Annotated in this window: 23 protein-coding genes and 1 tRNA gene; 11 read left to right on the plus strand and 13 right to left on the minus strand. The window is 70.9% G+C overall.

Annotated elements, in window-relative coordinates:
- Nucleotide 1: 1 nt before the first annotated feature.
- From ACFV6V_RS11510 to ACFV6V_RS11520, 3 genes are read left to right on the plus strand one after another with little or no spacing between them, the layout of a single operon-like run.
- A complete protein-coding gene (locus ACFV6V_RS11510) occupies nt 2-892 on the plus strand; it encodes an alpha/beta fold hydrolase (protein ID WP_385562503.1) in 891 nt (296 codons plus the stop codon).
- Complete coding sequence (locus tag ACFV6V_RS11515; RefSeq protein WP_385562506.1) at nt 889-2,124, plus strand: glycosyltransferase; 1,236 nt, start codon at nt 889-891, stop codon at nt 2,122-2,124. The genes ACFV6V_RS11510 and ACFV6V_RS11515 overlap by 4 nt, the downstream gene beginning before the upstream one ends.
- Nucleotides 2,121-3,206 (plus strand): class I SAM-dependent methyltransferase, encoded by a 1,086-nt coding sequence (locus ACFV6V_RS11520; protein ID WP_385562509.1) that lies wholly within the window; start codon nt 2,121-2,123, stop codon nt 3,204-3,206. Before ACFV6V_RS11515 ends, ACFV6V_RS11520 begins: the two co-directional genes overlap by 4 nt.
- A 96-nt stretch (nt 3,207-3,302) precedes the next feature.
- On the opposite strand, the gene ACFV6V_RS11525 is transcribed toward ACFV6V_RS11520, so the two are convergent.
- The 4 genes from ACFV6V_RS11525 to tgmA form a co-directional block, all read right to left on the minus strand.
- A tRNA-Pro gene (locus tag ACFV6V_RS11525) sits at nt 3,303-3,379 on the minus strand.
- 306 nt (nt 3,380-3,685) lie between these two features.
- Nucleotides 3,686-3,925 carry a chaplin gene (locus tag ACFV6V_RS11530; protein WP_361280627.1) on the minus strand — a complete coding sequence of 80 codons (240 nt, stop codon included), beginning with the start codon at nt 3,923-3,925 and terminating at the stop codon, nt 3,686-3,688.
- A 22-nt stretch (nt 3,926-3,947) separates the two neighbouring features.
- Complete coding sequence (gene tgmB, locus ACFV6V_RS11535; protein WP_385562512.1) at nt 3,948-4,931, minus strand: ATP-grasp ribosomal peptide maturase; 984 nt, start codon at nt 4,929-4,931, stop codon at nt 3,948-3,950.
- Between the two features lie 17 nt (nt 4,932-4,948).
- The gene (gene tgmA / locus ACFV6V_RS11540) at nt 4,949-5,140 is read right to left on the minus strand and encodes a putative ATP-grasp-modified RiPP (protein ID WP_338674114.1); all 192 of its coding nucleotides are present in this window, start codon (nt 5,138-5,140) and stop codon (nt 4,949-4,951) included.
- Nucleotides 5,141-5,779: 639 nt separating this feature from the next.
- Between tgmA and ACFV6V_RS11545 the strand changes: the two genes are divergently transcribed.
- On the plus strand, nt 5,780-6,976 hold the full coding sequence (locus ACFV6V_RS11545; RefSeq protein ID WP_385562515.1) for an acyl-CoA dehydrogenase family protein: 1,197 nt from the start codon (nt 5,780-5,782) through the stop codon (nt 6,974-6,976).
- Nucleotides 6,977-7,027: 51 nt separating this feature from the next.
- Here the strand turns inward: ACFV6V_RS11545 and ACFV6V_RS11550 are convergent, their stop codons facing one another.
- The 6 genes from ACFV6V_RS11550 to ACFV6V_RS11575 all read right to left on the minus strand — a co-directional run bounded on the left by ACFV6V_RS11550 (nt 7,028) and on the right by ACFV6V_RS11575 (nt 12,356).
- Nucleotides 7,028-7,603, minus strand: coding sequence for a GAF domain-containing protein (locus ACFV6V_RS11550; RefSeq protein ID WP_385562517.1), 576 nt, complete (start codon nt 7,601-7,603; stop codon nt 7,028-7,030).
- Nucleotides 7,600-8,238: an ATP/GTP-binding protein gene (locus tag ACFV6V_RS11555; protein ID WP_385562520.1), complete on the minus strand. Its 639-nt coding sequence runs from the start codon at nt 8,236-8,238 to the stop codon at nt 7,600-7,602. Before ACFV6V_RS11555 ends, ACFV6V_RS11550 begins: the two co-directional genes overlap by 4 nt.
- Nucleotides 8,216-8,587, minus strand: a complete 372-nt coding sequence (locus ACFV6V_RS11560; protein ID WP_385562523.1) for a DUF742 domain-containing protein — start codon at nt 8,585-8,587, stop codon at nt 8,216-8,218. Before ACFV6V_RS11560 ends, ACFV6V_RS11555 begins: the two co-directional genes overlap by 23 nt.
- A 2-nt stretch (nt 8,588-8,589) precedes the next feature.
- Nucleotides 8,590-9,024, minus strand: a complete 435-nt coding sequence (locus ACFV6V_RS11565; protein WP_385562525.1) for a roadblock/LC7 domain-containing protein — start codon at nt 9,022-9,024, stop codon at nt 8,590-8,592.
- Between the two features lie 7 nt (nt 9,025-9,031).
- Nucleotides 9,032-10,849, minus strand: coding sequence for a sensor histidine kinase (locus tag ACFV6V_RS11570; protein ID WP_385562528.1), 1,818 nt, complete (start codon nt 10,847-10,849; stop codon nt 9,032-9,034).
- Nucleotides 10,850-11,108: 259 nt separating this feature from the next.
- Nucleotides 11,109-12,356, minus strand: coding sequence for an MBL fold metallo-hydrolase (locus ACFV6V_RS11575; RefSeq protein WP_385562531.1), 1,248 nt, complete (start codon nt 12,354-12,356; stop codon nt 11,109-11,111).
- 267 nt (nt 12,357-12,623) lie between these two features.
- On the opposite strand from ACFV6V_RS11575, the gene ACFV6V_RS11580 reads away from it, so the two are divergent.
- The gene (locus ACFV6V_RS11580) at nt 12,624-13,850 is read left to right on the plus strand and encodes a Glu/Leu/Phe/Val dehydrogenase dimerization domain-containing protein (protein ID WP_385562534.1); all 1,227 of its coding nucleotides are present in this window, start codon (nt 12,624-12,626) and stop codon (nt 13,848-13,850) included.
- 54 nt (nt 13,851-13,904) lie between these two features.
- On the plus strand, nt 13,905-14,525 hold the full coding sequence (locus ACFV6V_RS11585) for a TetR/AcrR family transcriptional regulator (protein WP_385562537.1): 621 nt from the start codon (nt 13,905-13,907) through the stop codon (nt 14,523-14,525).
- 57 nt (nt 14,526-14,582) lie between these two features.
- Here ACFV6V_RS11585 and ACFV6V_RS11590 read toward each other — a convergent pair whose 3' ends face one another.
- The gene (locus tag ACFV6V_RS11590; protein ID WP_385562540.1) at nt 14,583-15,620 is read right to left on the minus strand and encodes a DUF6745 domain-containing protein; all 1,038 of its coding nucleotides are present in this window, start codon (nt 15,618-15,620) and stop codon (nt 14,583-14,585) included.
- A 64-nt stretch (nt 15,621-15,684) separates the two neighbouring features.
- Complete coding sequence (locus tag ACFV6V_RS11595) at nt 15,685-16,014, minus strand: hypothetical protein (protein WP_385562543.1); 330 nt, start codon at nt 16,012-16,014, stop codon at nt 15,685-15,687.
- A gap of 182 nt (nt 16,015-16,196) precedes the next feature.
- Here ACFV6V_RS11595 and ACFV6V_RS11600 point away from each other — a divergent pair, with 182 nt between their 5' ends.
- The 5 genes from ACFV6V_RS11600 to ACFV6V_RS11620 are packed head-to-tail and all read left to right on the plus strand — an operon-like array spanning nt 16,197 to nt 21,438.
- The gene (locus tag ACFV6V_RS11600) at nt 16,197-17,150 is read left to right on the plus strand and encodes an STM4015 family protein (RefSeq protein ID WP_385562546.1); all 954 of its coding nucleotides are present in this window, start codon (nt 16,197-16,199) and stop codon (nt 17,148-17,150) included.
- Complete coding sequence (locus ACFV6V_RS11605) at nt 17,147-18,310, plus strand: STM4014 family protein (RefSeq protein ID WP_385562549.1); 1,164 nt, start codon at nt 17,147-17,149, stop codon at nt 18,308-18,310. The genes ACFV6V_RS11600 and ACFV6V_RS11605 overlap by 4 nt, the downstream gene beginning before the upstream one ends.
- Before the next feature lie 5 nt (nt 18,311-18,315).
- Nucleotides 18,316-19,158 (plus strand): STM4013/SEN3800 family hydrolase, encoded by an 843-nt coding sequence (locus ACFV6V_RS11610; protein WP_385562647.1) that lies wholly within the window; start codon nt 18,316-18,318, stop codon nt 19,156-19,158.
- A complete protein-coding gene (locus ACFV6V_RS11615; RefSeq protein WP_385562552.1) occupies nt 19,155-20,477 on the plus strand; it encodes an STM4012 family radical SAM protein in 1,323 nt (440 codons plus the stop codon). Before ACFV6V_RS11610 ends, ACFV6V_RS11615 begins: the two co-directional genes overlap by 4 nt.
- A gap of 10 nt (nt 20,478-20,487) precedes the next feature.
- Entirely contained in the window at nt 20,488-21,438 is a 951-nt protein-coding gene (locus ACFV6V_RS11620; protein ID WP_385562555.1) for an STM4011 family radical SAM protein, read from the plus strand.
- Here the strand turns inward: ACFV6V_RS11620 and ACFV6V_RS11625 are convergent.
- A complete protein-coding gene (locus tag ACFV6V_RS11625) occupies nt 21,399-22,190 on the minus strand; it encodes an SGNH/GDSL hydrolase family protein (RefSeq protein ID WP_385562558.1) in 792 nt (263 codons plus the stop codon). The two genes, ACFV6V_RS11620 and ACFV6V_RS11625, sit on opposite strands and share 40 nt — an antisense overlap.
- Nucleotides 22,191-22,226: the final 36 nt, after the last annotated feature.

A 22,226-nucleotide genomic window follows, 5' to 3' on the forward strand; every position in this document is an offset into this window, starting at 1 on the left:
GATGGCGATCGTCGACGCCGGCGGCATCCGGCTGCACGTCCAGCGGCTCGGTCCCGGCGACGGGCGGCCGGCCAGGGCGACCGTCGTGTTGCTGCACGGTCTGCTGACCGACAGCCTGGCGAGCTACTACTTCACCGTCGCGCCCGCCTTCGCCGCGGCCGGACTCGATGTGGTGATGTACGACCACCGGGGGCACGGCCGCAGCGGGCGCCCGGCCACGGGGTACAGCCTGGACGCCTTCGTGGGCGATCTCGGGGCACTGCTCGGACGGCTCGGGATCCACGGCCCGGTCCATCTGGTCGGCAACTCCTTCGGTGGGACGGTCTCGTTCGGCTACGCCCTGCGGCATCCCGAGCGGGTGGCGAGCATCGCGGTCATCGAGTCCGAACCGGCCACGCCCTCCTGGGCACACAAGATCTTCGGTCTGCTGGACCGGGTGCGGCACGAGATGACGGCCAACGAGCGCGACGCCCTCGACTGGATCGCCGCGCACCGCGGCGGGCACACGGCACGGCTGGCGAAGGCCGCGGGACGGCTGGTGCGGGACACCACGATCGCCGCCGAGGTCACGACCTGCGAGCTCGTCGCTGAGCAGGACATCCGTTCGCTGCGCTGTCCGGTGCTCGCGGTGTACGGCGAGGACTCCGACCTCGCCGAGCAGGCACCGTGGCTGCGTGCCCTGCTGCCCCGGTGCCGGACGGTGCTGCTGCCCGGTCACGAGCACTCCGTCCTGGTGGAGGCGCCGGGGCGGGTGCGCGACCTCGTACTCGACTGGATCGGGCGCCATCCGCACCGGCAGGACGGTCCACTGCCGACCGCGCCTGCGTGCATACCGGTGGCCACGCCCATGGAGTCGCCGATGGGCACGCCCGTGGAGGTGAACGTGCCATGAGCCGCTATCTGTTCGTCGTTCCCCCGCTCGTCGGCCATATCAACCCGCTGGTGGGGGTGGCGGCCGAGCTGGCCGACCGGGGGCACCAGGTGGCCTGGGCGGGGCAGCCGGATGTGGTGCACCGCCTCGCCGGGCAGGACGCGCGGGTCTTCCCGTCCCCCGCGTCCTGGACGGACGGGGTGCCACGGCCGGCGGACATCCGGGGTCCGGAAGCACTGCGTTTCCTCTGGGAGCGGTTTCTGGTGCCGCTCGCCGACGCGATGGCAGAAGGCGTCCGGGGCGCGGTGGAGGTGTTCCGTCCCGATGTGGTGGTCGCCGACCAGCAGGCGGTGGCGGGCGGGCTCGTCGCCGAGCGGCTGGGGATGCGGTGGGCGACATCGGCGACGACCTCGGCGGAGTTCGCCGATGTCCTGTCGGCGATGCCGAAGGTCGCGGCCTGGAACGACGCGCTGCTGGACGAGCTGCGCCGACGTATCGGCGCCCCTGACGGCACGGCGGATCCGCGGTTCTCGCCCCATCTGGTGCTGGCGTTCACCACCGAGGAGCTGGCCGGTCCGCCCGCCCGCGGCGGGGACCGGATCCGCTGGGTGGGACCCTCGCTGACCGCGCGCCCCAGCCCTGCGGGCTTCCCCTGGGAGTGGCTCGACCCGGGGCGTGCGACGGTCCTGGTCACCCTCGGCACCGCGAACACCGATGTGGGCAGGCGCTTCCTCACCGAGTGTGCCGCGGCGCTGCGCGCCCGGGCGGACAGGATGCAGGCCGTCATCGTGGACCCGGAGGGCGTCCTCGGCACCGGTTCCCCGCGGGGGGACGCCGCGCACCGGGGCGAGGACACGCGCGACGCACAGCAGGACAAGGACCTGCTCGCCGTCCCCGTGGTGCCGCAGCTCGCGTTGCTCGGACATGTCGACGCGGTGGTCTGCCATGCGGGCCACAACACGGTGTGCGAGTCACTGTGGCACGGCGTCCCCCTGGTCGTCGCGCCGATCAGGGACGACCAACCGGTGATCGCGGCACAGGTCGCCGACGCGGGTGCCGGGGTACGGGTCCGCTTCGGCCGGGCCACCGAGGCCAGGGTCGGTGCGGCCATCGACGCCGTGCTGTACGCACCCGGGTACCGGGCCGCGGCCCGGGCGATCGGCTCCGCCTTCCGCTCGGCTGGCGGAGCCGCCGCTGCCGCCGCCCACCTGGAACAGCTCGCCCGTGACAGGAACGAGGAGGACTCCGTATGAACCCCCGCTCCGGGCGCTCCCGCCCCCAGCGACCGCGTCACGAGACGGTGGCCGCACTGCGCCCCGCGTACCGGGCCGAGCTCGCCGACGGTCCCCAGGCGTTTTTCGAGCCGATGCGGCTCACCTGCCCCTGGTGCGGATCAGCGCGGATCGGCGGTCATCTGCGGACCTCCGACCTGCTCCAGCACAAGCCGGGGAACTTCCGGATCGACCGGTGCCACTCCTGCCGGCATCTGTTCCAGAACCCGCGGCTCAACGCCCGGGGGCTCGACTTCTACTACCGGGACTTCTACGACGGCCTGGGCGAGCGGCAGCTCGACGGGATGTTCAGCGGACGGACCGCCTCCTACCGCCGCCGGGCAGCGTCCGTGCTGCCGCATGTCGGCGAGGCCAAGCGGTGGCTCGATGTGGGCACAGGTCACGGGCACTTCTGCGAGGTCGCCCGGGAGGTCCTGCCTGATGTGGTCTTCGACGGGCTCGACCGCTCCGACGGTGTGGACCTGGCCGCTCGTGAGGGGCGGGTCGAGCGGGGCCACCGCGGCGGCTTCACCGAGCTCGCGCCGGGTCTGACCGGCGAGTACGACGTGGTGAGCATGTTCCATTACCTGGAGCACAGCACCGAGCCGATACGGGAGCTGGAGGCGGCCCGCGCGACGCTGCGCCCGGGCGGGCATCTGGTGATCGAGGTGCCTGACCCGGACAGCCGCTATGCCCGGCTGCTCGGGCGCTGGTGGCTCCCCTGGCTCCAGCCGCAGCATCTCCATCTGGTGCCCGTGGCCAATCTGCGCCGGGCGCTCGCGGGACTCGGCTTCACGGTGGTGGCGGAGCAGCACGGGTCGGCGCACGAGGCCGTGGATCTGGTGGCGGCGGTCTGGCTGGCTCTGGACGAGGCCGCGCCCCGGGACGACCTGCCGTGGCTGCCGACGAGACCCGGACGGGTGCGCCGCGCGCTGCGCACCTCGGTGCTGCTGGCGGGGGTGCCGGCCCTGCTGCTGGCGACGCTGACGGACCGGGTCCTCGCGCGGTTCGCGGAGCGTCTCGGGCTGGCCAACGCGTACCGGCTGGTGGCTCGGCGTGACTGAGGGGCGTCAGGGGTCCGAAAACGGCTCAGGGGTCCTGAAACGGAGAAAAGCCGCTTCCTCATGTATGAGGAAACGGCTTCCGACCGGCGAATTCGCTGGTCGGGACGACAGGATTTGAACCTGCGACCCCTTGACCCCCAGTCAAGTGCGCTACCAAGCTGCGCCACGTCCCGGTGCCCGTCTGACCTGGGGTTTCCCCCGGCCGACCGCGCACGAGAACCATACCGCACTTCCCTGGGTGGTCACGAACCGTTTCCCGGCCGACCGCCCGTGCGGCTCAGCGTGCACGGTGCGTACCGGAGCGGATACCGCATCCTCGCCCTGCGTCCGGCCGGTCACGGGAACGGCCAGCGGGAACCGATCGGAAGAAATGCAGAAGAAAGAGGACGAAAACCATCAGACCCGCCAGGCGCAGCAGACCCGGCAGATCCGTGTCACGCTCCCCCGCACAGGATCCGCCGGGTCCAGGGTGCCAGGGGTTATGCGAGGCAGTAGACACCCATCGCCGGGTTGAGGAATCCGATGACGGTGAAGCTGTTGCCGCAGAAGGCGATCGGCATGTAGACCGGCATCTGGATCACATTGCCCGACAGCACGCCGGGCGAGCCCGACACCACACCGATGGCGGTGGGACCGTCGTGGGCCGCGGCGGCACCGGCGCCGCCGAGGACCGCGGCGGTGGCCAGTGCGGCCGTTGCCACCAGAGTGCGCATACGCATGGTCTCTCCTTGGGGGAGGTGGTCATGGAACACGATGACCATCCCCTGCGGACGCGCTCGGCATAACGCGGCCCGACCCGTTCGGCGCAGCGGCCAGCCAGCCGGCGACCGCGTCGGCGATGGGCTGAGCGGTCTCCAGTTCGATGAAGCCGAACTGCCCGCCCTGGTTGCACTCCAGGAACCACCACACCCCCTCCCCGTCCTCCGCGAAGTCGAAGGCGGCGTAGGCGAGGCCCGCCTCACCGGTGTAGTCGCGCACGGCACGGGCGATGCGGTGGGGCACATCCACCGGCTGCCAGTTGTGGCCGGTGGTGCCGTAACGCCCGTCGACCTGGTCGGAGGCGGCGAGCTTGCGCGCCGCGAACAGCCTGCCGCCGACCGCGGTGAGCCGGATGTCCGCGCGCTTGGCGATGAACTGCTGGAGCAGGGTCGGGGCAGCGGCGACCGAGGAGAAGTCGGCATCCTGGCCGATGCGGGTCGTGGGCAGGGCGACCGGCGGGTCACCGACCGGCGGACCGGATGCCGATTTCACCACGAGGTCCCGGTACTGGGCGGCGAACTGCCGCGCCACCCGGGGAAAGGTGGTGATGACGGTGGGCGGTACGGCGAAGCCGCTGCGGTGGGCGAGGCTCAGCTGCCACGGCTTGCACCGTGCCTGGGCGGACATGGCGGGATGGTTCATCCACCGCGCGGTGGCGGAGTACAGCATCCCGTAGAGCGCCTGCTCGGTCTCGGCCGCGAGCCACTCCGAGGGTTCCGGGGCGTGGGCTGCGGGCTCCCCGGGCCTGCGGACCCATATCGAGCGCAGGGCGCTCATGCTCAACAAGCGTCCCTCCGTGGACAGATGGCCGTAGAAGTCCCCTTGTACATACTCGGCCGACAGGGCTGCCTCGCCCGGTACGTCGGCGGGGTCGAGGCGTACCAGGGGCACGCCCCGCTCATGCAGCTTGGCGACCACCATGTCTGCGGTCACGTCCTGCCGACAGGTCAGGATGAGCACGGTCATTTCTGGTGCCGGTCTGTTCAGTCGTCGAAGTGGGTCTTGGAACCGGCCGTGGAAGTGGTCGTCCCGGTCGCCAACAGCACCGCCCTGTCATCGACCGCGGGGCGTCCGTCCGCCAGCACGTTCAGCTGGAGGGCGGGGTCATAGCTGTAGGAAATGGTGACCGCTGGACTCTCGGCCGGAAGTACGAAGTTCAGTACGAACGGTCGCATGAGTCTCCTTCGTCGACTGTCTGCACACGCGTAACTGTACGTGCTGAAGTCGTAGGCAACTCATCACCATGCGTTACCGCAGGCCGGGATGGTGGTGAATGTCATCACAATGCGTTCGCTCAACCTTTCGACCCCTGACTCTCGTCTTCCTGAAACGTGGGTCGACGCCGAAGTGACTGCGCGCTGGCATCCCCCAACTCCGAGTAGGCATAGCCCAGTTCGCGCGGAGTCGCGACATCCAGTGAGCGAATACTTTCCACCCCCGACCTGCTCGAAACGCGTCCCACCACCGCCGGGACGGCAGGACGGCAGCGCCCGGCGCGGACGGGGGCGCGGGGCGGCACAACCATGCGCCGGGCGCCGCGTAAAACCTTTGCCCTTGGCATGTGGCAAGCAGCGACCCGGTGGGAATGCCCTTCGAGGAGAAGCGGCGGGCTAGTACCACCCGGCACACAGTTCATTCAAACGTCAACGGGCCCTGTTTCAGACATAGTTGGGAGTCTGCCTGAATGCCGTCGGCGGTGATCAACACCATGAGGTGCCATGTGGTGCCCGGCCCGTACGGAACGGGACCACACCGATGCACCAGCAGTTCGCACACCCGCGCGAGCAGGCGTTTTCGCAGAGGAGGGCTCGCCAATGGACGGGTACTTCGCCAGTCGACCGCACCATCAGCTCAGGGAGCGCGTCAGACACTTCGCGGAGAGTGAGGTCCGGCCGCGGATTACCGCGATGGAGGCCGCCCGCACGGTGCACCACGAGCTGTCGCGGCTGATCGCGCGGCAGGGCTGGCTCGGAGCGACCATCGGCAAGGACTACGGAGGGATGGGGGCCGGCCATCTCGCCAAGACCATCATCATCGAGGAGCTGTCCCGGACCAGCGCCGCCATGGGAGCGATGGTCCAGGCCTCCCAGCTGGGTGCGGCGAAGATAGTCCACTTCGGCACCGAGGAGCAGAAGAAGACCTGGCTCCCGGCGATCGCGGCCGGTGAGTGCCTTCCCACCATCGCGGTCACCGAGCCGGAGTCGGGCGGGCATGTGCTGGGCATGAGCGCCACCGCGGTGCGTGACGGCGACGACTATGTCCTCAATGGCCGAAAGGTGTACGTCGGCAACAGCCATGTCGGGGATCTCCATGGCGTCGTGGTACGTACCGGCCCGGGGTCAGCGGGCCTGACGGCTCTGCTGGTCGAGTCGGGCCGACCCGGTTTTCGCACGGGCGAACAGAAGCCGACGATGGGTCTGCACGGATTCGGATTCGGCGAGCTCTTCTTCGACAACTGCCGGGTGCCGGTGGAGAACCGGCTGGGTGAGGAGGGAGACGGTCTTGCCGTCGCATACTCCTCCAGCGTCCTGTACGGACGGGCGAACCTCACGGCGGTCGCGCTCGGCATCCACCAGGCGATCCTGGAGGAGACCACGCGCTTCTGCTCCGAACGCCTGCGCTACGGCAAGCCGCTTCATGAACTGCCGTCCATCAAGCTGAAGTTGGGACAGCTCCAGTCACGGCTGATGACAGCACGGCTCGCCGCGTACCACGCGGTGCACCTGCTGGACGAGGGGATGGAGTGCGACGCGGAGCTGATGAACGCGAAGCTGGTCAACGTCGAGTCGGCGCTGGACTCGGCGCGGAACGCGATGGAGGTCCACGCGGCGGCCGGGCTGTTCACCGACTGTCCCATCGAACGCTATCTGCGGGACGCCCACCACATCTTCGCGCCCGCCGGTACCTCCGACATCCAGTTGCTCCGGCTCGCCGAGGTGGCACTGGGCACTGCCAAGGGGCAGTGGTCACAGCGGTTGTCCGCACTGACCCGGCTGGCGCCCGCCCTGTGAGGGGCGGGCCCCGGCCGGGCGCGGAGCGCCCTCGTCACGATCGCCGCACCGTCAGATTCCACCGTCCTCGCGGCGGTGAATCTGTTCCACCAGCTCGGCGGCGAGCGACTTGATCGTCTCGAGACCGGCCCGGCCCCAGGGCCGCGGCTCCGTGTCCACCACGCAGATCGTGCCGAGCGCGATCCCGGTGCGGTCGATCAGCGGCGCCCCGAGATAGGACCGGATGCCGATCTCGTCCACCACCGGGTTCCCCGCGAAGCGCGGATAGTCGCACACGTCCTCAAGGACGAGCGCCTTCCGCCGCACCACCACATGGGGGCAGTACCCGTGGTCACGCGCCATGAAGCGGCTCACGTCGGCGCCCGTCGCGGCCGCGGCGGCGTCCAGTTGCTCTCCCGAGTGGCTGCCCGACGGAGTATGCAGCCCGGCGAAGAACTGCTGGTTCTCATCGATGAAGTTGACCATCGAGTACGGGGCCCGGGTCACCTCTGCCAGCCGGTGGGCGAAGTCGTCGAAGGCCGGTTCCGCCCGCTCCCCCAGGCCCAGCTGTCGCAGCCTGCGCACCCGTATCGGTGCGTCAGGGTCCACGGGGGTGAGCAGCAGATGGCCGGTCGGGTCGTACGTCATGAGAGTGCTCCGTAGCTCGGCGCCGGTGCCGGTGCCGGCGTGGTGGTCAGCAGATACTGGGCGAGGGTGACCAGGGTCCGTATCCCGGAACTGGCGATACGGGCGTCACACAACACGACCGGTATCTCGGGTCTGAGGTCGATGGCGGCCCGCACCTCATCCGGCTCGTAGCGGTAGGCCCCGTCGAACTCGTTGACCGCGACGACGAAACCGATGCCCCGCCGCTCGAAGAAGTCGACGGCGGCGAAGGACTCGTCGAGGCGGCGGGTGTCGGCCAGCACCACGGCGCCCAGTGCTCCCTCGGAGAGCTCGTCCCACATGAACCAGAAGCGTTCCTGACCGGGTGTGCCGAAGAGGTACAGCACATTGCGTTCGTCGAGGGTCATACGGCCGAAGTCCATCGCGACGGTCGTGGTGGTCTTGGACTCGACACCGTCGAGCCGGTCGGTCGCCGCGCTGACCGTGGTCAGCAACTCCTCGGTGCTGAGCGGCTCGATCTCGCTCACCGCACCGACGAAGGTCGTCTTGCCGACTCCGAACCCCCCGGCGACCAGGATCTTCAGCGCGGTGGGGAAGAGGCCCGCGACCGAACGGCCCGGGCGGCCATGGGGTTCAGAGCCGTCGTCGTAGACCATCGAGCACTGCCTCCAGCAGAGAACGGTCGGTTGGGGACTCCTGGAACCGGGGCGCCCGCGCGGTGACCGCACCGCAGTCCAGGAGATCGGACAGGAGCACCTTGGTGACGACCGCGGGAAGGCGTAAGTGCGCGGAGATCTCCGCCACCGAGGTGGGTCCGTCGCACAACCCGAGCGCCAGGGTGTGCTCCGGGCCCAGATGGGACTGCGGGGCCGTACCGGTCGCCATCACCAGCGAGAGCAGATCCAGTGTGGCCGTCGGACGGGTGCGTCCCCCGCTCACCGTGTACGGGCGGATCAGGCGCCCGGCCGCGTCGTCGAGCCACGGCCCCTCCTGCAGAGCCGGCACGGTCAGGGCCCCAAGGTGCTCGGTGCTCCGGCCGGCTGTCTCGCCGGAGTGACCAGATAGGGCCGAACGCTCTTGACCAGCATCGCCATCTCGTATCCGAGGACCGCGGCGTCCGCCTCGCGCCCGGCGAGCACGGCCAGACAGGTACCCGAGCCCGCGGTGGACACGAAGAGCAGGGTGGAGTCGAGTTCGACCACGACCTGCCGGACCTCTCCGCCGTCGCCGAAGCGGGCACCGGCGCTGCGGCCGAGTGAGTACAGCCCGGATGCCAGCGCGGCCATGTGGTCGGCGCTGTCGGCGTCGAGCCCGTGTACGGACTTCACCAGGCCGTCGCAGGAGAGGAGAACCGCGTTGTGGGTATACGGCACTCTCTGGACCAGTCCGCTGAGCAGCCAGTCGAGATCCGAGGAATGGCTGGTCGGCGCATCGCTCGCCATGGTGCATCTACTCCTTGTGAGTGTCGTCCCGAAGGTGCGGTTCGTGGGGGGCGGCCGGGGGACTCTGCGTCTGCGCGAGGCCGATACCGCGCTGGAAGGCGGCCATCAACCCCGGGTCGTGGAGGGCGTGTTCCTCGTCCGGCCGTGGGGCCGGGTCATGGCGCAGCTGCGGCACCAGATGTTCCTGGGCGCGGCGCTTGGGGAGCGTGGGGCGGCCGCCCGTGGCGGCGGGCGCCGGCAGCGGGTCCTGGCCGGCGCCGCCCTGGTGCTGGTGACGTGCTGGTGGCTGCGGCGGCTGGTGCGGCTGGTGCGGGATGCCGGGGCCGGTGGTGACGTAGGTGAGCGACCGCTGCGGGCCTGTGGCCGGGCCGGGCCCGGTCGCCGGGGCTGATGCGGGTGCCGGGGCTGATGCGGGTGCCGACGCAGGTGCGGGTGCCGACGCAGGTGCGGGTGCCGGTGCCGGGGTTTGCCCGAGTGCGTTGTGCTCCGGAAGCGACACGACAGCGGTCCCACCGGTCTGGTCGGGAGCGTGCGCGGGTGCGTTTCCTGCGTTCGGGCGACCGTCGGCCTCCTCGCCGAGCAACCCCTTCGGCAGCACGAGTACGGCCTGGATCCCGCCGTAGATATTGGACTGGAGGCGTACGGCGATGCCGTGCCGGCGGGCAAGGGCCGACACCACGAACAGGCCGATGCGGCCGTCCTGCAACATCTGGGCCACATTGGCCTGATCGGGGTCGGCGAGCAGGGAGTTCATCCTGTGCTGCTCGGCGGCGGACATGCCGAGACCCCGGTCCTCGACCTCGACGGCGAGTCCGGCCGTGACGTGCGAGGCGCGGAGCAGGACCTGGGTGTGCGGGGCCGAGAACAGCGTGGCGTTCTCGACCAGTTCGGCGAGCAGATGGATGACATCGGCCACGGCGTGGCCGCGCAGGGTGCCGTCGATCGGCGGCACGAGCTTCACCCGCGGGTACTGCTCGACCTCGGCGATCGAGGAGCGCAGTACCTCTGTCATCGTGACCGGATTCGACCACTGGCGACGGGAGATGGCGCCCCCGAGCACGGCCAGGTTCTCCGCGTGACGGCGGATACGGGTGGCGAGGTGGTCGACGTGGAACAGGCCCTTGAGCAACTCGGGGTCCTCGACCTCGTTCTCCAGCTCGTCAAGGAGCTGGATCTCGCGGTGCACAAGGGACTGGAGCCGACGGGCCAGGTTGACGAAGACCTCGACCTTCTGGTCGCTCCCGGGGCTGCCGGAGAGCCGGGAGGCCTGGACGACCGCGGCGACGGAGGCGTCATAGGACCGGCTGAGGTCGTGGGCGAGCAGGTCGAACTCGTCTGCACCGGGCCCGGGGACCGGCACGTCCCGGCGGGGCCCCGGGCGCTCACCGCGGCGCAGTCCCTCCACGACGGTACGCAGGTCCGCCTGGCCGCGTGCGGTCGAACGACGCAGCTTGTTGCAGCGGTCGACCACGGATCTCGCGGCGCGGTCCGCGCCGAACGCGGCAGTGACCACGGCGGCGAGGGCCAGCGCCGATGACCCCAGGAGGGCGATCCAGAGAGCGGGTGAGGGGTGTGTGTCCGTGGAGCGGATCGTGAAGAGCACCGCTGCGGCGCCGCTGAGCGAGGCGACGACGGCCGGCAGAACGGCTGTACGCAGCAGCTGCGGGCGTATCCGGGATTCCGGCGGGGGTGCGGGCCGCTGCCTGGTGGTGGGGGGAGTGTGGGGAGCGCGGGGGCTCGCGGTGGGAGTGCGGGAGCCTGACCGGCCGTGCCGTCCGCCCTCGCGGCGGTCCGGCCGCGCGGCGGGTGCGCGAAGTTGAGACATCAGCGTCCTTGGTACGTGGCCGTACGACGGGTGTTCAGCTGCGGCTCAGCGGCCGGACACCCCGACGCGAGGTGAGCCCACCGTTGATCACCGGCCACACACGGTAGTCGTCAACCGTTCATCTGCGGTGGGCAGTTGACAAACTTGCCCGTGCGGCGTCCGTCTCTGGTATGAGGCTTCGTACGGCAGAGCGAAAACCCGCGGCGCCCGCTCGTTCGCACGAGGGGGCGCCGCGGGCCGTTGTGTCCCGTGGTGTGTCTCAGCCGGTCGGGGCGGTCTCGGGGGCCTCCGCGTCGGTGCCCCCGACGGCACCACTGACACCGGACGCCGGAGCTTCCGCCGCGGCGCCGTCATGCCTGCCCGCCGACGCGACAGGGGCGGCCGTGGCGACCGGTGCGACCGCACGCCACCAGGGTGCGGCCGGGACGTCCGCCGCGGTGGGTTCGAAGGGCTGGCCGGGCAGCGGCAGGGCGAGCCGGGCCCCGGCCTCGGCGGCGGCGGTGACACAGCCCTCGCCAGGCTCGTCCCATGGGTGCGGGGCCAGATTGAAGGTGGCCCAGTGGATCGGCAGCATCACCCCGGAGGGCTGCCCGCCCTGGAGGTCGAGATGGGCGCGCATCCCCTCGGCCGGGGTCATGTGGATGTCGGGCCAGTATTCGCTGTAGGCACCGATCTGGATCATGGTCGCGTCGAAGGGACCGTGCTCGGCGCCTATCTCCTTGAAGCCGGGGAAGTAACCGGTGTCCCCGCTGTGGTAGACGCGGTGGCCGGACGGCCCGAGCACCGCCCAGGAAGCCCAGAGGGTGTGCTGCTGGTTGCGCAGCCCGCGCCCGCAGAAGTGGCGGGCCGGGGTGGCGGTCAGGCGTAGGCCGGCGACCTCCGTCGACTCGCCCCAGTCGAGCTCGCGCAGCAGTGTCTCGGACACACCCCAGCGCTCCAGGTGCGCGCCCACACCGAGCGGCGCGACGAACACGCTGTCCGTGGACGCCAGCGCGCGGATCGTGGGCATGTCCAGGTGGTCGTAGTGGTCGTGCGAGATCACCACCACGTCGACCGGGCCGAGCGCGGTGAGCGGCACCGGCACGGGGTGCAGCCGCTTGGGTCCGGCGAAGGGGAACGGTGAGCAGCGCGAGCCCCACACCGGGTCGAAGAGCACCCGCCGGCCGTCAATCTCGGCGAGAACGCTCGAATGACCCATCCAGGTGATCCGCAGCCCTGTGGCGGGCGGTGCGGCAAGATCCGCCAGCGTGTCGGCGTGCAGGGGGATGGGGGCGGCGGGCGTGCGCAGCCTGCGGGCCTCCCGCTCGAAGTAGATCTTCGCGAACTCGAGCGTGGAGCCGGATGGCCTGGTCCTGGCCTCCACCGGGTTGCGGAACACCCCGTCGACGAAGTTCGGCGAGCGGCGGATCCGCTCCATCCGCTCCCCTTCCGGGTCGGCCCCGAAGGCGGTCGGCCGCAGTGACCGCAGCCGGGAGCGCAGGGAACTCGGGGGTGCGGCGCCGGTCACGGGGCCTCCTGGGGTCCGGGAGTCTTCCTTGCGGGACTTCCATTATGTGCGGGGGGTACGACAGTGCAGGAACGGGCCCGTGGGTCGGCTGGTTCCCGGTGGCGGGAAATGTCACATTCACCCAGGGCACCAGGACACAAATCCGCGCGTCCCGGGCACGACAATCGGGCGCACCCCGTTTGGCCTGCACGAATATCGCGTTGACACGAGTCCGGCACCTCCAGATACTGACCGACGGTTCAGTCCGTCGCTCCTTCTGGAGGCTCCATGTCCGCCGTGGACACCTCACTGAAAGCCCAGCAGACCCAGCACACCGCGCTGATCTCGCTCACCTGGACCGACCCCGTCACCGGGCGTCAGGGGCACCTCGTGGTGGACCGCCTCGTGCGCGGAGTCGCCAGCGGCGGGCTGCGAATGCGTGCGGGGTGCACCCTGGAGGAGGTGGCGGGGCTGGCACGCGGTATGACCATGAAGGAGGCCCTGCACTTCCACGCGGACGATCCGACGGCCCGCTATGTGCCCCTCGGCGGCGCGAAGGGCGGGATCGACTGCGACCCGCGGGATCCGGAGGCCTACGGGGTACTGGTCCGGTATCTGCGCGCGATGCGTCCGTACATCGAGAGCTGCTGGACCACCGGTGAGGACCTGGGACTCAGCCAGGATCTGGTCGACCGGGCAGCCACCGAAGCGGGGCTCGTCTCGTCCGTGCAGGCCGTGTACCGGCTGCTCGACGACGAGGCGGCGGCGCGCAAGCGGCTGGCGGACGCCTTCGCCATCGAGGTCGACGGCATCGGCCTCGATGAGCTGGTCGGTGGCTGCGGAGTCGCTGAATCGGTGCTCACGGCGCTCGACCGCACGGGCAGGGCCCGCGCCGGCACACGGGTCTCCCTCCAGGGCTTCGGCACGATGGGCGGAGCGACGGCACGCTTTCTGTCCCGTGCCGGTCTGCGGATCGTCGCCGTTGCCGACGTCAAGGGCACCATCGTCAACCCCGGAGGGCTCGACGTGGAGGCCCTCCTCACCGCGCGTGACGCGTACGGCACGGTGGACCGGGCGGCGCTGCGGCCCGACGACACCGAGCTGCCGGGCGACGCATGGCTGGTGGCCGACGCGGAGGTCCTGGTGCCCGCCGCCGTCTCGTACGCCATCGACGCGGACAACCAGGCCGGGGTGCGGGCACGCTGGATCGTCGAGGCGGCCAATATGCCGGTCCTGCCCGAGGCGGAACGGCTTCTCGCCGCCCGCGGGGTGACGGTGCTGCCGGACGTGGTCGTGAACTCGGGGACCAACGCATGGTGGTGGTGGACCCTCTTCGGTGACATCGCCGCCGACGCCGACGAAGCCTTCGCCCACACCCGCCGCTCGATGCGCGCCCTGGTCGGTCAGATGCTCGCGCGCGCCGAGGCCGACGCCGGCACCCCGCGCGCGGCTGCACACGCGATCGCCGCCGAGCGGCTCCCGGTGATCACGGAACGCTACGGCTGGTACGCCTGACAGCACATGGACCGACAGCCCGTGAGCTCGCACAGGCGTGTGTAGGGTGACCGGGTGGCGAGACTCCGGTTGAGCGTGGCGGAGCGGCGGGAGGAACTGCTGCGGGCCGCCGTGGAACAGATCGAGGCCCGGGGGGTGGCGGCCGTACGCATCGCCGATGTCGCCTCGGCCCTCGGGGTGAGCAACGCGCTGGTGCTCTACCACTTCGAAACCAAGGAGAAGCTGGTCGCGGCCGCCTTCGCCCACGCCGCCCAGGCCGATCTGGCGCATCTGCGCCGCATCCTGAGCCGCCGGACCTCCGCACTGCGACGGCTGCGCACCGCCGTCCGCTGGTACGCCCCGACGGGCCAGGCCAAGGGCTGGCGGCTGTGGATCGAGGGCTGGGCCTCATCCCTGCGCGACCCCGCGCTGCGCGATGTGGCCCGTGACCTCGACCAGCAGTGGAAGGCGGCGCTGACCGCGGTCATCACGGAGGGCTCGGCGGCCGGCGAGTTCCACTGCGACGACCCCGCGTCCGCCGCGTGGCGGCTCACGGCACTGCTGGACGGACTGGCGGTGCAGATGACCGCGTACGACGGGACGCTCACCCGGGCCGCGATGCTGGCATGGACGGACGAGGCACTGGCCCGCGAGCTGGGCCTCGAGCGCGAGGCACTGACCCGGCAGGGCGCGTAGTCCGTTCGGGAGAACTCCCGCCGGGGACGCCGCACGGCTCAGCCCGCCGACCGGGCCTCAGGTCTGACGTATTGGTTCGTACACGGCGGCGTCGAGACCGAACGTCCAGGCCACTCCCTCCTTCGCACTGCGGGTCGCGGGCGGCACCCGCAGCCAGTACGTCTTGTGCGTGCCGTCAGGTTCGGGGGTGGAGTTGACCACCTCGACCATGACGACGTCCTCGTCGTCGTCCAGCGCGATACGCCACAGCACCCCGGTCTCGTCACGGTGCACGGGCCGGGCACCCGACTCGGCGAGATAGCGGTCATAGCCGTAGAACTCGAGCATCACGCGCCGCAGTTCGGCGTTCCCCTCGGTGCGGATGCGCTCGGGGGTCAGTGACGTGAGTGCGGCCAGGAAGTCCGCGGCCACCGGCATTCCGCGCCAGGCGTGCAGTGCGAAGCCGTCGGCGAAGGCCAGCGCCGGACCGTCACCGCGGTCCAGCCGCCCCGCCTCGTCGCGGTGCAGCTCGACCGGCCGCTCACACAGGACCACCGCATGCTCGAACGGCCACCACCAGCCCGCGTGCTCCGCCACCCGGGCCAGACCGGCCAGTCGCTCGCTGCGCCCGTCGAAGGCCGCGAGCCAGGCCGCGTCGTGCTGGCCCAGCACGGCGTCCATCAGGACGAGACGGACGGCGGTGCGCTCCGCTGCCGCTTCGTCCTCGTCATCCCCGGCCTGCGCCGCCGCCTCCGCGGCGAGTTCGTCGGCGACCCCGGACCGTATCCGCTCGGCCAGCGCCCGGGTGTTGTCCCAGAGCAGGGCGCCCGTGCGCGACCAGTGCTCGGTCCAGCCCGCCGGCCCCAGCTCGTCATGCACGCGCCGGCGCTCATCGGCCCAGGGGTCCGTCCTGATCCGGTCCCGCACCGAGCGACCCGCGCCTTCCAGTGAGCGTACCGCCGCCACCGCGGCACGGGGCGAGTCCACCCAGATCAGCCGCCCTGGTGCGGTCAGCCCCACCGACTGGTAGGCGAGCCGCACCCCTTCCTCCGCCTCCGCGCGCTCCGCCGCGCCCGTCGCCGCCGCCACGGCCCGCCACTTTTCCACGTACCGCATGGTGTATCCCCGTCCCCTGTTGTCCGTTGCGATGTTCTTGCCGTCGTCCGCCGAGCCCGAGTCCTCAGTCCGCGACGATCCGGACGGCGCCCGGTATGTACTCCCGCTGGCGCACCACGCGGTACCAGCCCTTGGGCAGTGCGATCGGCGCGTGCTCTTCGTGCACCAGACGGCCACCCTCCGGGAGTTCGAGCAGCATCGGCCCGCCGGGCACCCCGGACTCCCGGACGAGCCGGCCCCTCGCGGCGAGCGCGTGCGCATGCCCGGTGACCTCGCCGAGCGCCAGCACCAGACGGCCTCTGCCGTCCCGCGGCTCCCCCTCCGCCTGCTTCACGTGCTCCGGAACGTCGTCCTGCGCGACGGGCACGATCAGCACGTCTCCCTGCCGGTACATGGCACTCCCCTCCAGGTGGCGGCGCCGAGTGCGCCGAACCTGACACCGAAGCTAGGGGCAGGGTCTGACAACGCGGTCCCCCCGACCGGTCCGAGAGCCCCGCGGAGAGCGTTGTCACTGCGGCTTGGTAGAACTGCTCGCACATCAGCCGATCAACGCCTTTCGGTGTCTGGAGCCCCGTCATGACCATCTCGGGCCATCTGCAGGACCTGTACGGCCTGCCCGTCTTCGACTTCCCCGACGCCGACGCCGACGCCGAGCCTGGCTCCCTGCCCGACCCCGAGTCGGTCGCCTGGCGGATCTCCGTCGATGCGTACGAGAGTGACGAGGCATGGGAGGCGGCCTTCGCCCGCTTCACCGCGGCGGTGGACACCACCCGGGTGCGCGCGCTGATCGTCGGCGCGTGGAGCGACGTGTACGAAAGCGCTCCCGACGAGGTCATCACGGCCATCCGGGATGCGCGGGGCGAGTTGCCCGCGCTGCGCGCGCTGTTCTTCGGTGACATCACGTACGAGGAATGCGAGATCTCCTGGATCAACCAGACCACGGTGACTCCCCTGCTGGAGGCTTTCCCCCAACTGGAGGAGTTCGGAGTCCGGGGCGGGACAGGACTCGGGTTCCCCGCGGTCCGGCACGCCGCGCTGCGTACCCTGTGCGTCGAGACCGGCGGTCTGCCGGCCGAGGTGGTGCGGGGCATCGCCGGGAGCGAGCTGCCCGCGCTGGAGCACCTGGACCTGTGGCTCGGTGTCTCCGCTTACGGCGGCGACACCGAGTTGGCGGATCTGGAGTCGTTCTTCACCGGCTCCCGGCTGCCCAGGCTGAGGCATCTCGCGCTGCGCAACGCCGAGATACAGGACGAGATCGCCGCCGCCTTCGCCAGCGCACCCGTCGTGGCGCGCCTCGAGACGCTCGACCTGTCGATGGGCACGCTCGGCGACGAAGGAGCGGCTGCGCTGCTCGAAGGTCAGCCGCTCACGCACCTCAAGAAGCTCGACCTCAACCACCACTTCATCAGCGGCCCGCTGAGGGCTCGGATACGTGAGGCACTGGAGCCGGCCGGTGTCACCGTCGATCTCGACGACGTCCAGGAGCCGTGGGACGGTGGCGACGGCCGCTTCACCGCGGTGGCGGAGTGACCACGGCGCCGCCCCGGTTCGCCGTCGTGGGAAATCCCGAGAACAGGCGCGTCGCCCTCTTCCAGGACGCGGTGCGTGCGGCGGGGCTGCCCGACGCGCGCGTGGTGCCGTGGCTCGATGTGCTGCGGGGCCGTTGCCGCTTCCTGCCGGACGAGTGGGTGCGCATCGACTCACCGGGGGAGAACGCCGAGGTCGACTTTCTGCTGCGCGGTGTCCGTGATCCGTCCCGGGTCGAAGGTGGTGCCCGGTGGTACCGGCGCTTCACCGAAGCCGCAGGGGAGGTGGCGGTGGCGGTTCGGGACGCGGGCGGCACACTGCTCGACGACCCGGGCGACCTCGCCGTGCTGTTCGACAAGAGGCTGTGCCATGAGCGACTCGCCGCGGCCGGCGTGGCGGTGCCACCGTCCCCGACATCGGGGCGTGCCGCCCCGGTGGTGGGTGGCTGGGAGGATGTCCGGGGGTATCTCGCCGAGCCGGCGTTCCGCCGCGCCTTCGTCAAACCGGCCCATGGCTCATCCGCATCCGGGGTGCTGGCCGTCGAAGCGGCCTCCGGCGGACGGGTGCGCGCGGTCACATCGGTCGAACGGACGCCTGACGGCAGGCTCTTCAACTCGCTCCGGCTGCGCCGCTACACCTCGGAGTCCGAGGTCGCGGCCATCGTGGACGCACTGGCGCCCGACGGCCTGCACATCGAGCGCTGGCTGCCGAAGGCCGTTCACCGCTCCCGGGCCACTGATCTGCGGGTCGTGGTGGTCGCGGGCAAGGCGACCCATGCCGTCGTGCGGACCAGCCGCTCCCCGCTCACCAATCTCCATCTCGGTGGCGAGCGCGGCGATCTGGCCGAGGCGATGGCTGCCGTCCGGGCGGCGGGCCGCAGCTGGCCCGAGGACGTGCTCGGGCTCTGCGAACGAGCGGCGGCCCAGTTCCCGCGACGGCTGTGCGTCGGGGTCGATCTCCTGCCCGCCACCGCCTGGCGGCGCTTCACCGTCGGCGAGGTCAACGCGTTCGGCGATCTGCTGCCGCGACTGACAGGGTTGCCCGGCAGCGGAGCGGCCGGCCTCGACACCTACGCGGCACAGGTAGCCGCCGCCATCACCTCGCACCACAAGGAACCACCATGCGCACGACCTCTTCCGGCCCTTCCGGCCCGGCACAGATGATCGACATGGCGTCCGTCGTCGGCACGGATGATCTGCTGCTCGTCACTCTGGACACACTTCGTTTCGATGTTGCCGCCGAGCTCGCCGCGGCGGGCCGGATCCCCCATCTGACGCGGCTCCTTCCCGGTGGCGTCTGGGAGCGCAGGCACGCCCCGGGAAGCTTCACCTACGCCTCCCATCAGGCGATCTTCGCCGGTTTTCTGCCCACGCCCGCCGAACCCGGTCCTCATCCCCGGCTGTTCGCGGCGCGTTTCGCGGGCAGTGAAACCACAGCGGAGGGCACGTTCGTGTACGACGCCCCGGACCTGGTCTCAGGACTGGCGGAGGCCGGGTACCGCACGGTGTGCATCGGCGGTGTCGGGTTCTTCAACCGCCAGGGCCCTCTGGGGAACGTGCTGCCGGGACTGTTCCAGGAGAGCCACTGGGAGCCGGAGTTCGGTGTGGCCTCGCCCGTCTCGTTCGAGGCACAGGTGCGGCGCGCGGAGGAGGTCGTCTCCTCGCTCCCCCGGGACCAGCGGCTGTTCCTGTTCGTCAATGTGGCGGCCCTGCACCAGCCCAACTGGTTCCATCTGCCCGGCGCGACCCGCGAGGCGGGCGATTCACGCGCGACGCATGCCGCTGCCCTGGAGTACGTGGACCGGCACATCGGCCGGCTCTTCGCGGCGGCGAGCAGCAGGCGCCGCTGCTTCGCGATCGTCTGCTCCGACCACGGCACGGCGTACGGCGACGACGGGTACACAGGGCACCGGCTCGGCCATGAGGTGGTCTGGACGGTGCCGTACGCGCAGTTCTTCCTGCCCGGCCCCGCGGAATCCCGGGCAGACGGCAAGGACGGGGAGACACGGTGAATGCGATCCGGCCCTACCAGAGCTATGTGTACGCCTATCCGCACAAGACGGCCTACCGGCCGTTGGCCGACCGGCCCTCGTTGCGGGAGCTGTGGGCTGCCGAGCGCAAGGACGCGCTCTCGCTGTACCTCCACATACCGTTCTGCGGGGTCCGCTGCGGCTTCTGCAATCTGTTCACCCGGATCGGCGCCCCCGACGAGCTGACCACGCGCTATCTCGACGCGCTGGAGCGGCAGGCGACGGCGGTCCGGGAAGCCCTGGGGGACGCGGATCCGGTGCGGTTCACCGCCGCGGCCTTCGGTGGCGGCACCCCGACCTTTCTGACCGCTGCCGAGCTGGCCAGGCTCTGCGACATCGCGGAGCAGGGCATGGGCGCGGATCTCGGCACGGTCCCGCTGTCCGTGGAGACCTCCCCGGCCACCGCGACCGCGGACCGGCTCGCCGTGCTCGCCGAGCGCGGCGCGACACGGCTGAGCATCGGTGTGCAGAGCTTCGTCGACGAGGAGGCGCGCGCGGCCGTCCGGCCGCAGCGGCGCGCCGACGTCGATGCGGCGCTCGGCCGGATCCGGGACGCGGGCTTCCCCGTGCTCAACATCGACCTGATCTACGGCATCGACGGGCAGACCGGTGCGACCTGGCGCCGTTCACTGGACGCGGCACTGTCCTGGCGGCCCGAGGAGCTGTATCTGTATCCGCTGTACGTACGGCCGCTGACCGGGCTGGGCCGCCGCGCCGCAGCGGATGCCGACGAGGCCTGGGATGCCCAGCGCCTGCGGCTGTACCGGGAGGGCCGCGATCACCTGCTCGCCCACGGCTACGAGCAGGTGTCGATGCGGATGTTCCGCCGCGCGGACGCACCGGCGCAGGGCCCGGACGACCACGCCTGCCAGACCGACGGGATGATCGGACTCGGCTGCGGGGCCCGCTCGTACACATCCGGGCTGCACTACTCCTTCGACTACGCCGTCGACATGGGCGAGATACGGAGGATCATCGACGACTACACAAGCGCCGATGACTTCAGCCGGGCCGAGGTCGGCCGGCCGATCGACGGGAACGAAGCACGCCGCCGCCATCTGCTCCAGTCGCTTCTCCAGTCGCGGGGCATGCCCGTGGCGGAGTACGCGGCTCGGTTCGGGAACCATCCGGGAGACGACTTCCCCGTCGAGCTGTCGGGCTTCGCCGAGCGCGGCTGGCTGGAGGAGACGGGCGGGCTGCTGCGGCTGACAGCCGAGGGCCTCGCCCACTCGGACGCGCTGGGGCCCGCGATGTTCTCGCCCGCCGTACGGTCCGCGATGGTCGCCTACGAGGCCAAATGAGGGAATGTCGATGGACCTGACCCTGCTGTACCGGGGCCCGCTCGCCTCCTGTGACTACGACTGCCCGTACTGCCCCTTCGCCAAGCGCCGCGACAGCCGGGAGCAGCTGCGAGCCGACCGGGACGCACTGCGCAGGTTCGCGGCCTGGGCGGCGCAGCAGTCGGACGACCGTCTCTCCGTGCTGTTCACACCTTGGGGAGAGGGGCTGGTCCGGTCCTGGTATCGCAGCACTTTGGTCGAGCTGTCCCAACTGCCGCACATCCGGCGGGTCGCCATCCAGACCAACCTGAGCTGCCGCACCGACTGGCTGGCGGACGCCGACACGGACACGCTGGCGCTGTGGTGCACGTACCACCCCGGGCAGACTCCGTACGACCGGTTCCTCGGCAAGTGCCGGGAGCTCACCGAGCGAGGAGTGCGGTTCAGCGTGGGCGTGGTCGGCTTCGAGGAGCATCTGGAGCAGGCACGGCGGCTGCGGGCGGAGCTTCCGCCGCAGGTCTATCTGTGGATCAACGCGGCAGAGGGGCACACCTACACGGACGAGCAGGCCGCCCGCTGGACGGCCCTCGATCCGCTGTTCCCCTACAGCCGCCACCCCCACCGTTCGGCCGGGCTGCCGTGCCGCACCGGAGAGTCGGTGATCTCGGTGGACGGGGACGGCTCGGTGCGGCGCTGCCATTTCGTCCGCACCCGGCTCGGCAGTCTCTACGACGGCTCCTACCGCGCGGCGCTGAAGCCCCGCGCCTGCCCGCTCGCCGTCTGCGACTGCCACATCGGCTATGTCCACCTGGAGTCGCTGCCGTTGTACGACGTGTTCGCGGGCGGGGTCCTGGAACGGATCCCCGCCCACACGTCAGCACACGGTGAGATGGACGGTCCCGGGCCCGGGCTGGGCCCGGGGCGCGGACTCCGTAGCGGGCCTCAGAGCGGAAGGAGATTTGGACGCTTCGGCTCCACGTGATCGCCGGAGGACTCCCCGCGCAGTCGCCTGCCGATCCACGGGACCAGGTACTCCCTGGCCCAGAGGATGTCGTCGCGACGGATCTCCAGCGCACCCCGGGGCGGCAGTGGGGGCCACTCCTGGTCCGGGTCCGCGGGGATGCCGATGCCGAGGACCTGTGCGGCGCGGAGCGCGACGCGGGTATGGCCCTCCGGGGAGAGGTGGAGGCGGTCGTCGTCCCAGGCACGGCGGTCCTGGACGGACCTGAGCGACCAGAGGTCCAGTACGGGGCAGCCGTGGCGGTCGGCGATGGCCCGTACGTGGGCGGTGTACGTAGCGATCTTGCCACGCAGATGGCGGAGCACCGGCACGCCCCGGGTGTCGAATCCGGTGGTCACCATGACGGTGCCGACGGATGCGCGGAGGTCGGCCACGGCGCGTTCGAAGCGCTCGGCGACGTCGTCGGGGTCGGTGCCGGGCCGGATGATGTCATTGCCCCCCGCGCAGAACGTCACCAGGTCGGGGGCGAGTTCCTTCGCCCGGGGGACCTGCTCCTCCACGATCTGGTCGAGAAGCCTGCCGCGTACGGCGAGGTTGGCGTAGCGGAAGGTGTGCTCCGGTACACGGTCGTCGAGCAGCACCGCGAGGCGGTCTGCCCAGCCGACGAACTGCTCGTCGGGCCCCGGATCCCCCACGCCCTCGGTGAAGCTGTCACCGATCGCCGCGTACGACCCGAATAGTGTGTCTGTTGTTGATCTCGAATCGTCTGCCACGTCACGACATCTTTCACCGCGCGAAGTGACCTACGC

Origin of the sequence: Streptomyces sp. NPDC059828 (assembly GCF_042731955.1) — a bacterium.
Taxonomy (GTDB): domain Bacteria; phylum Actinomycetota; class Actinomycetes; order Streptomycetales; family Streptomycetaceae; genus Streptomyces.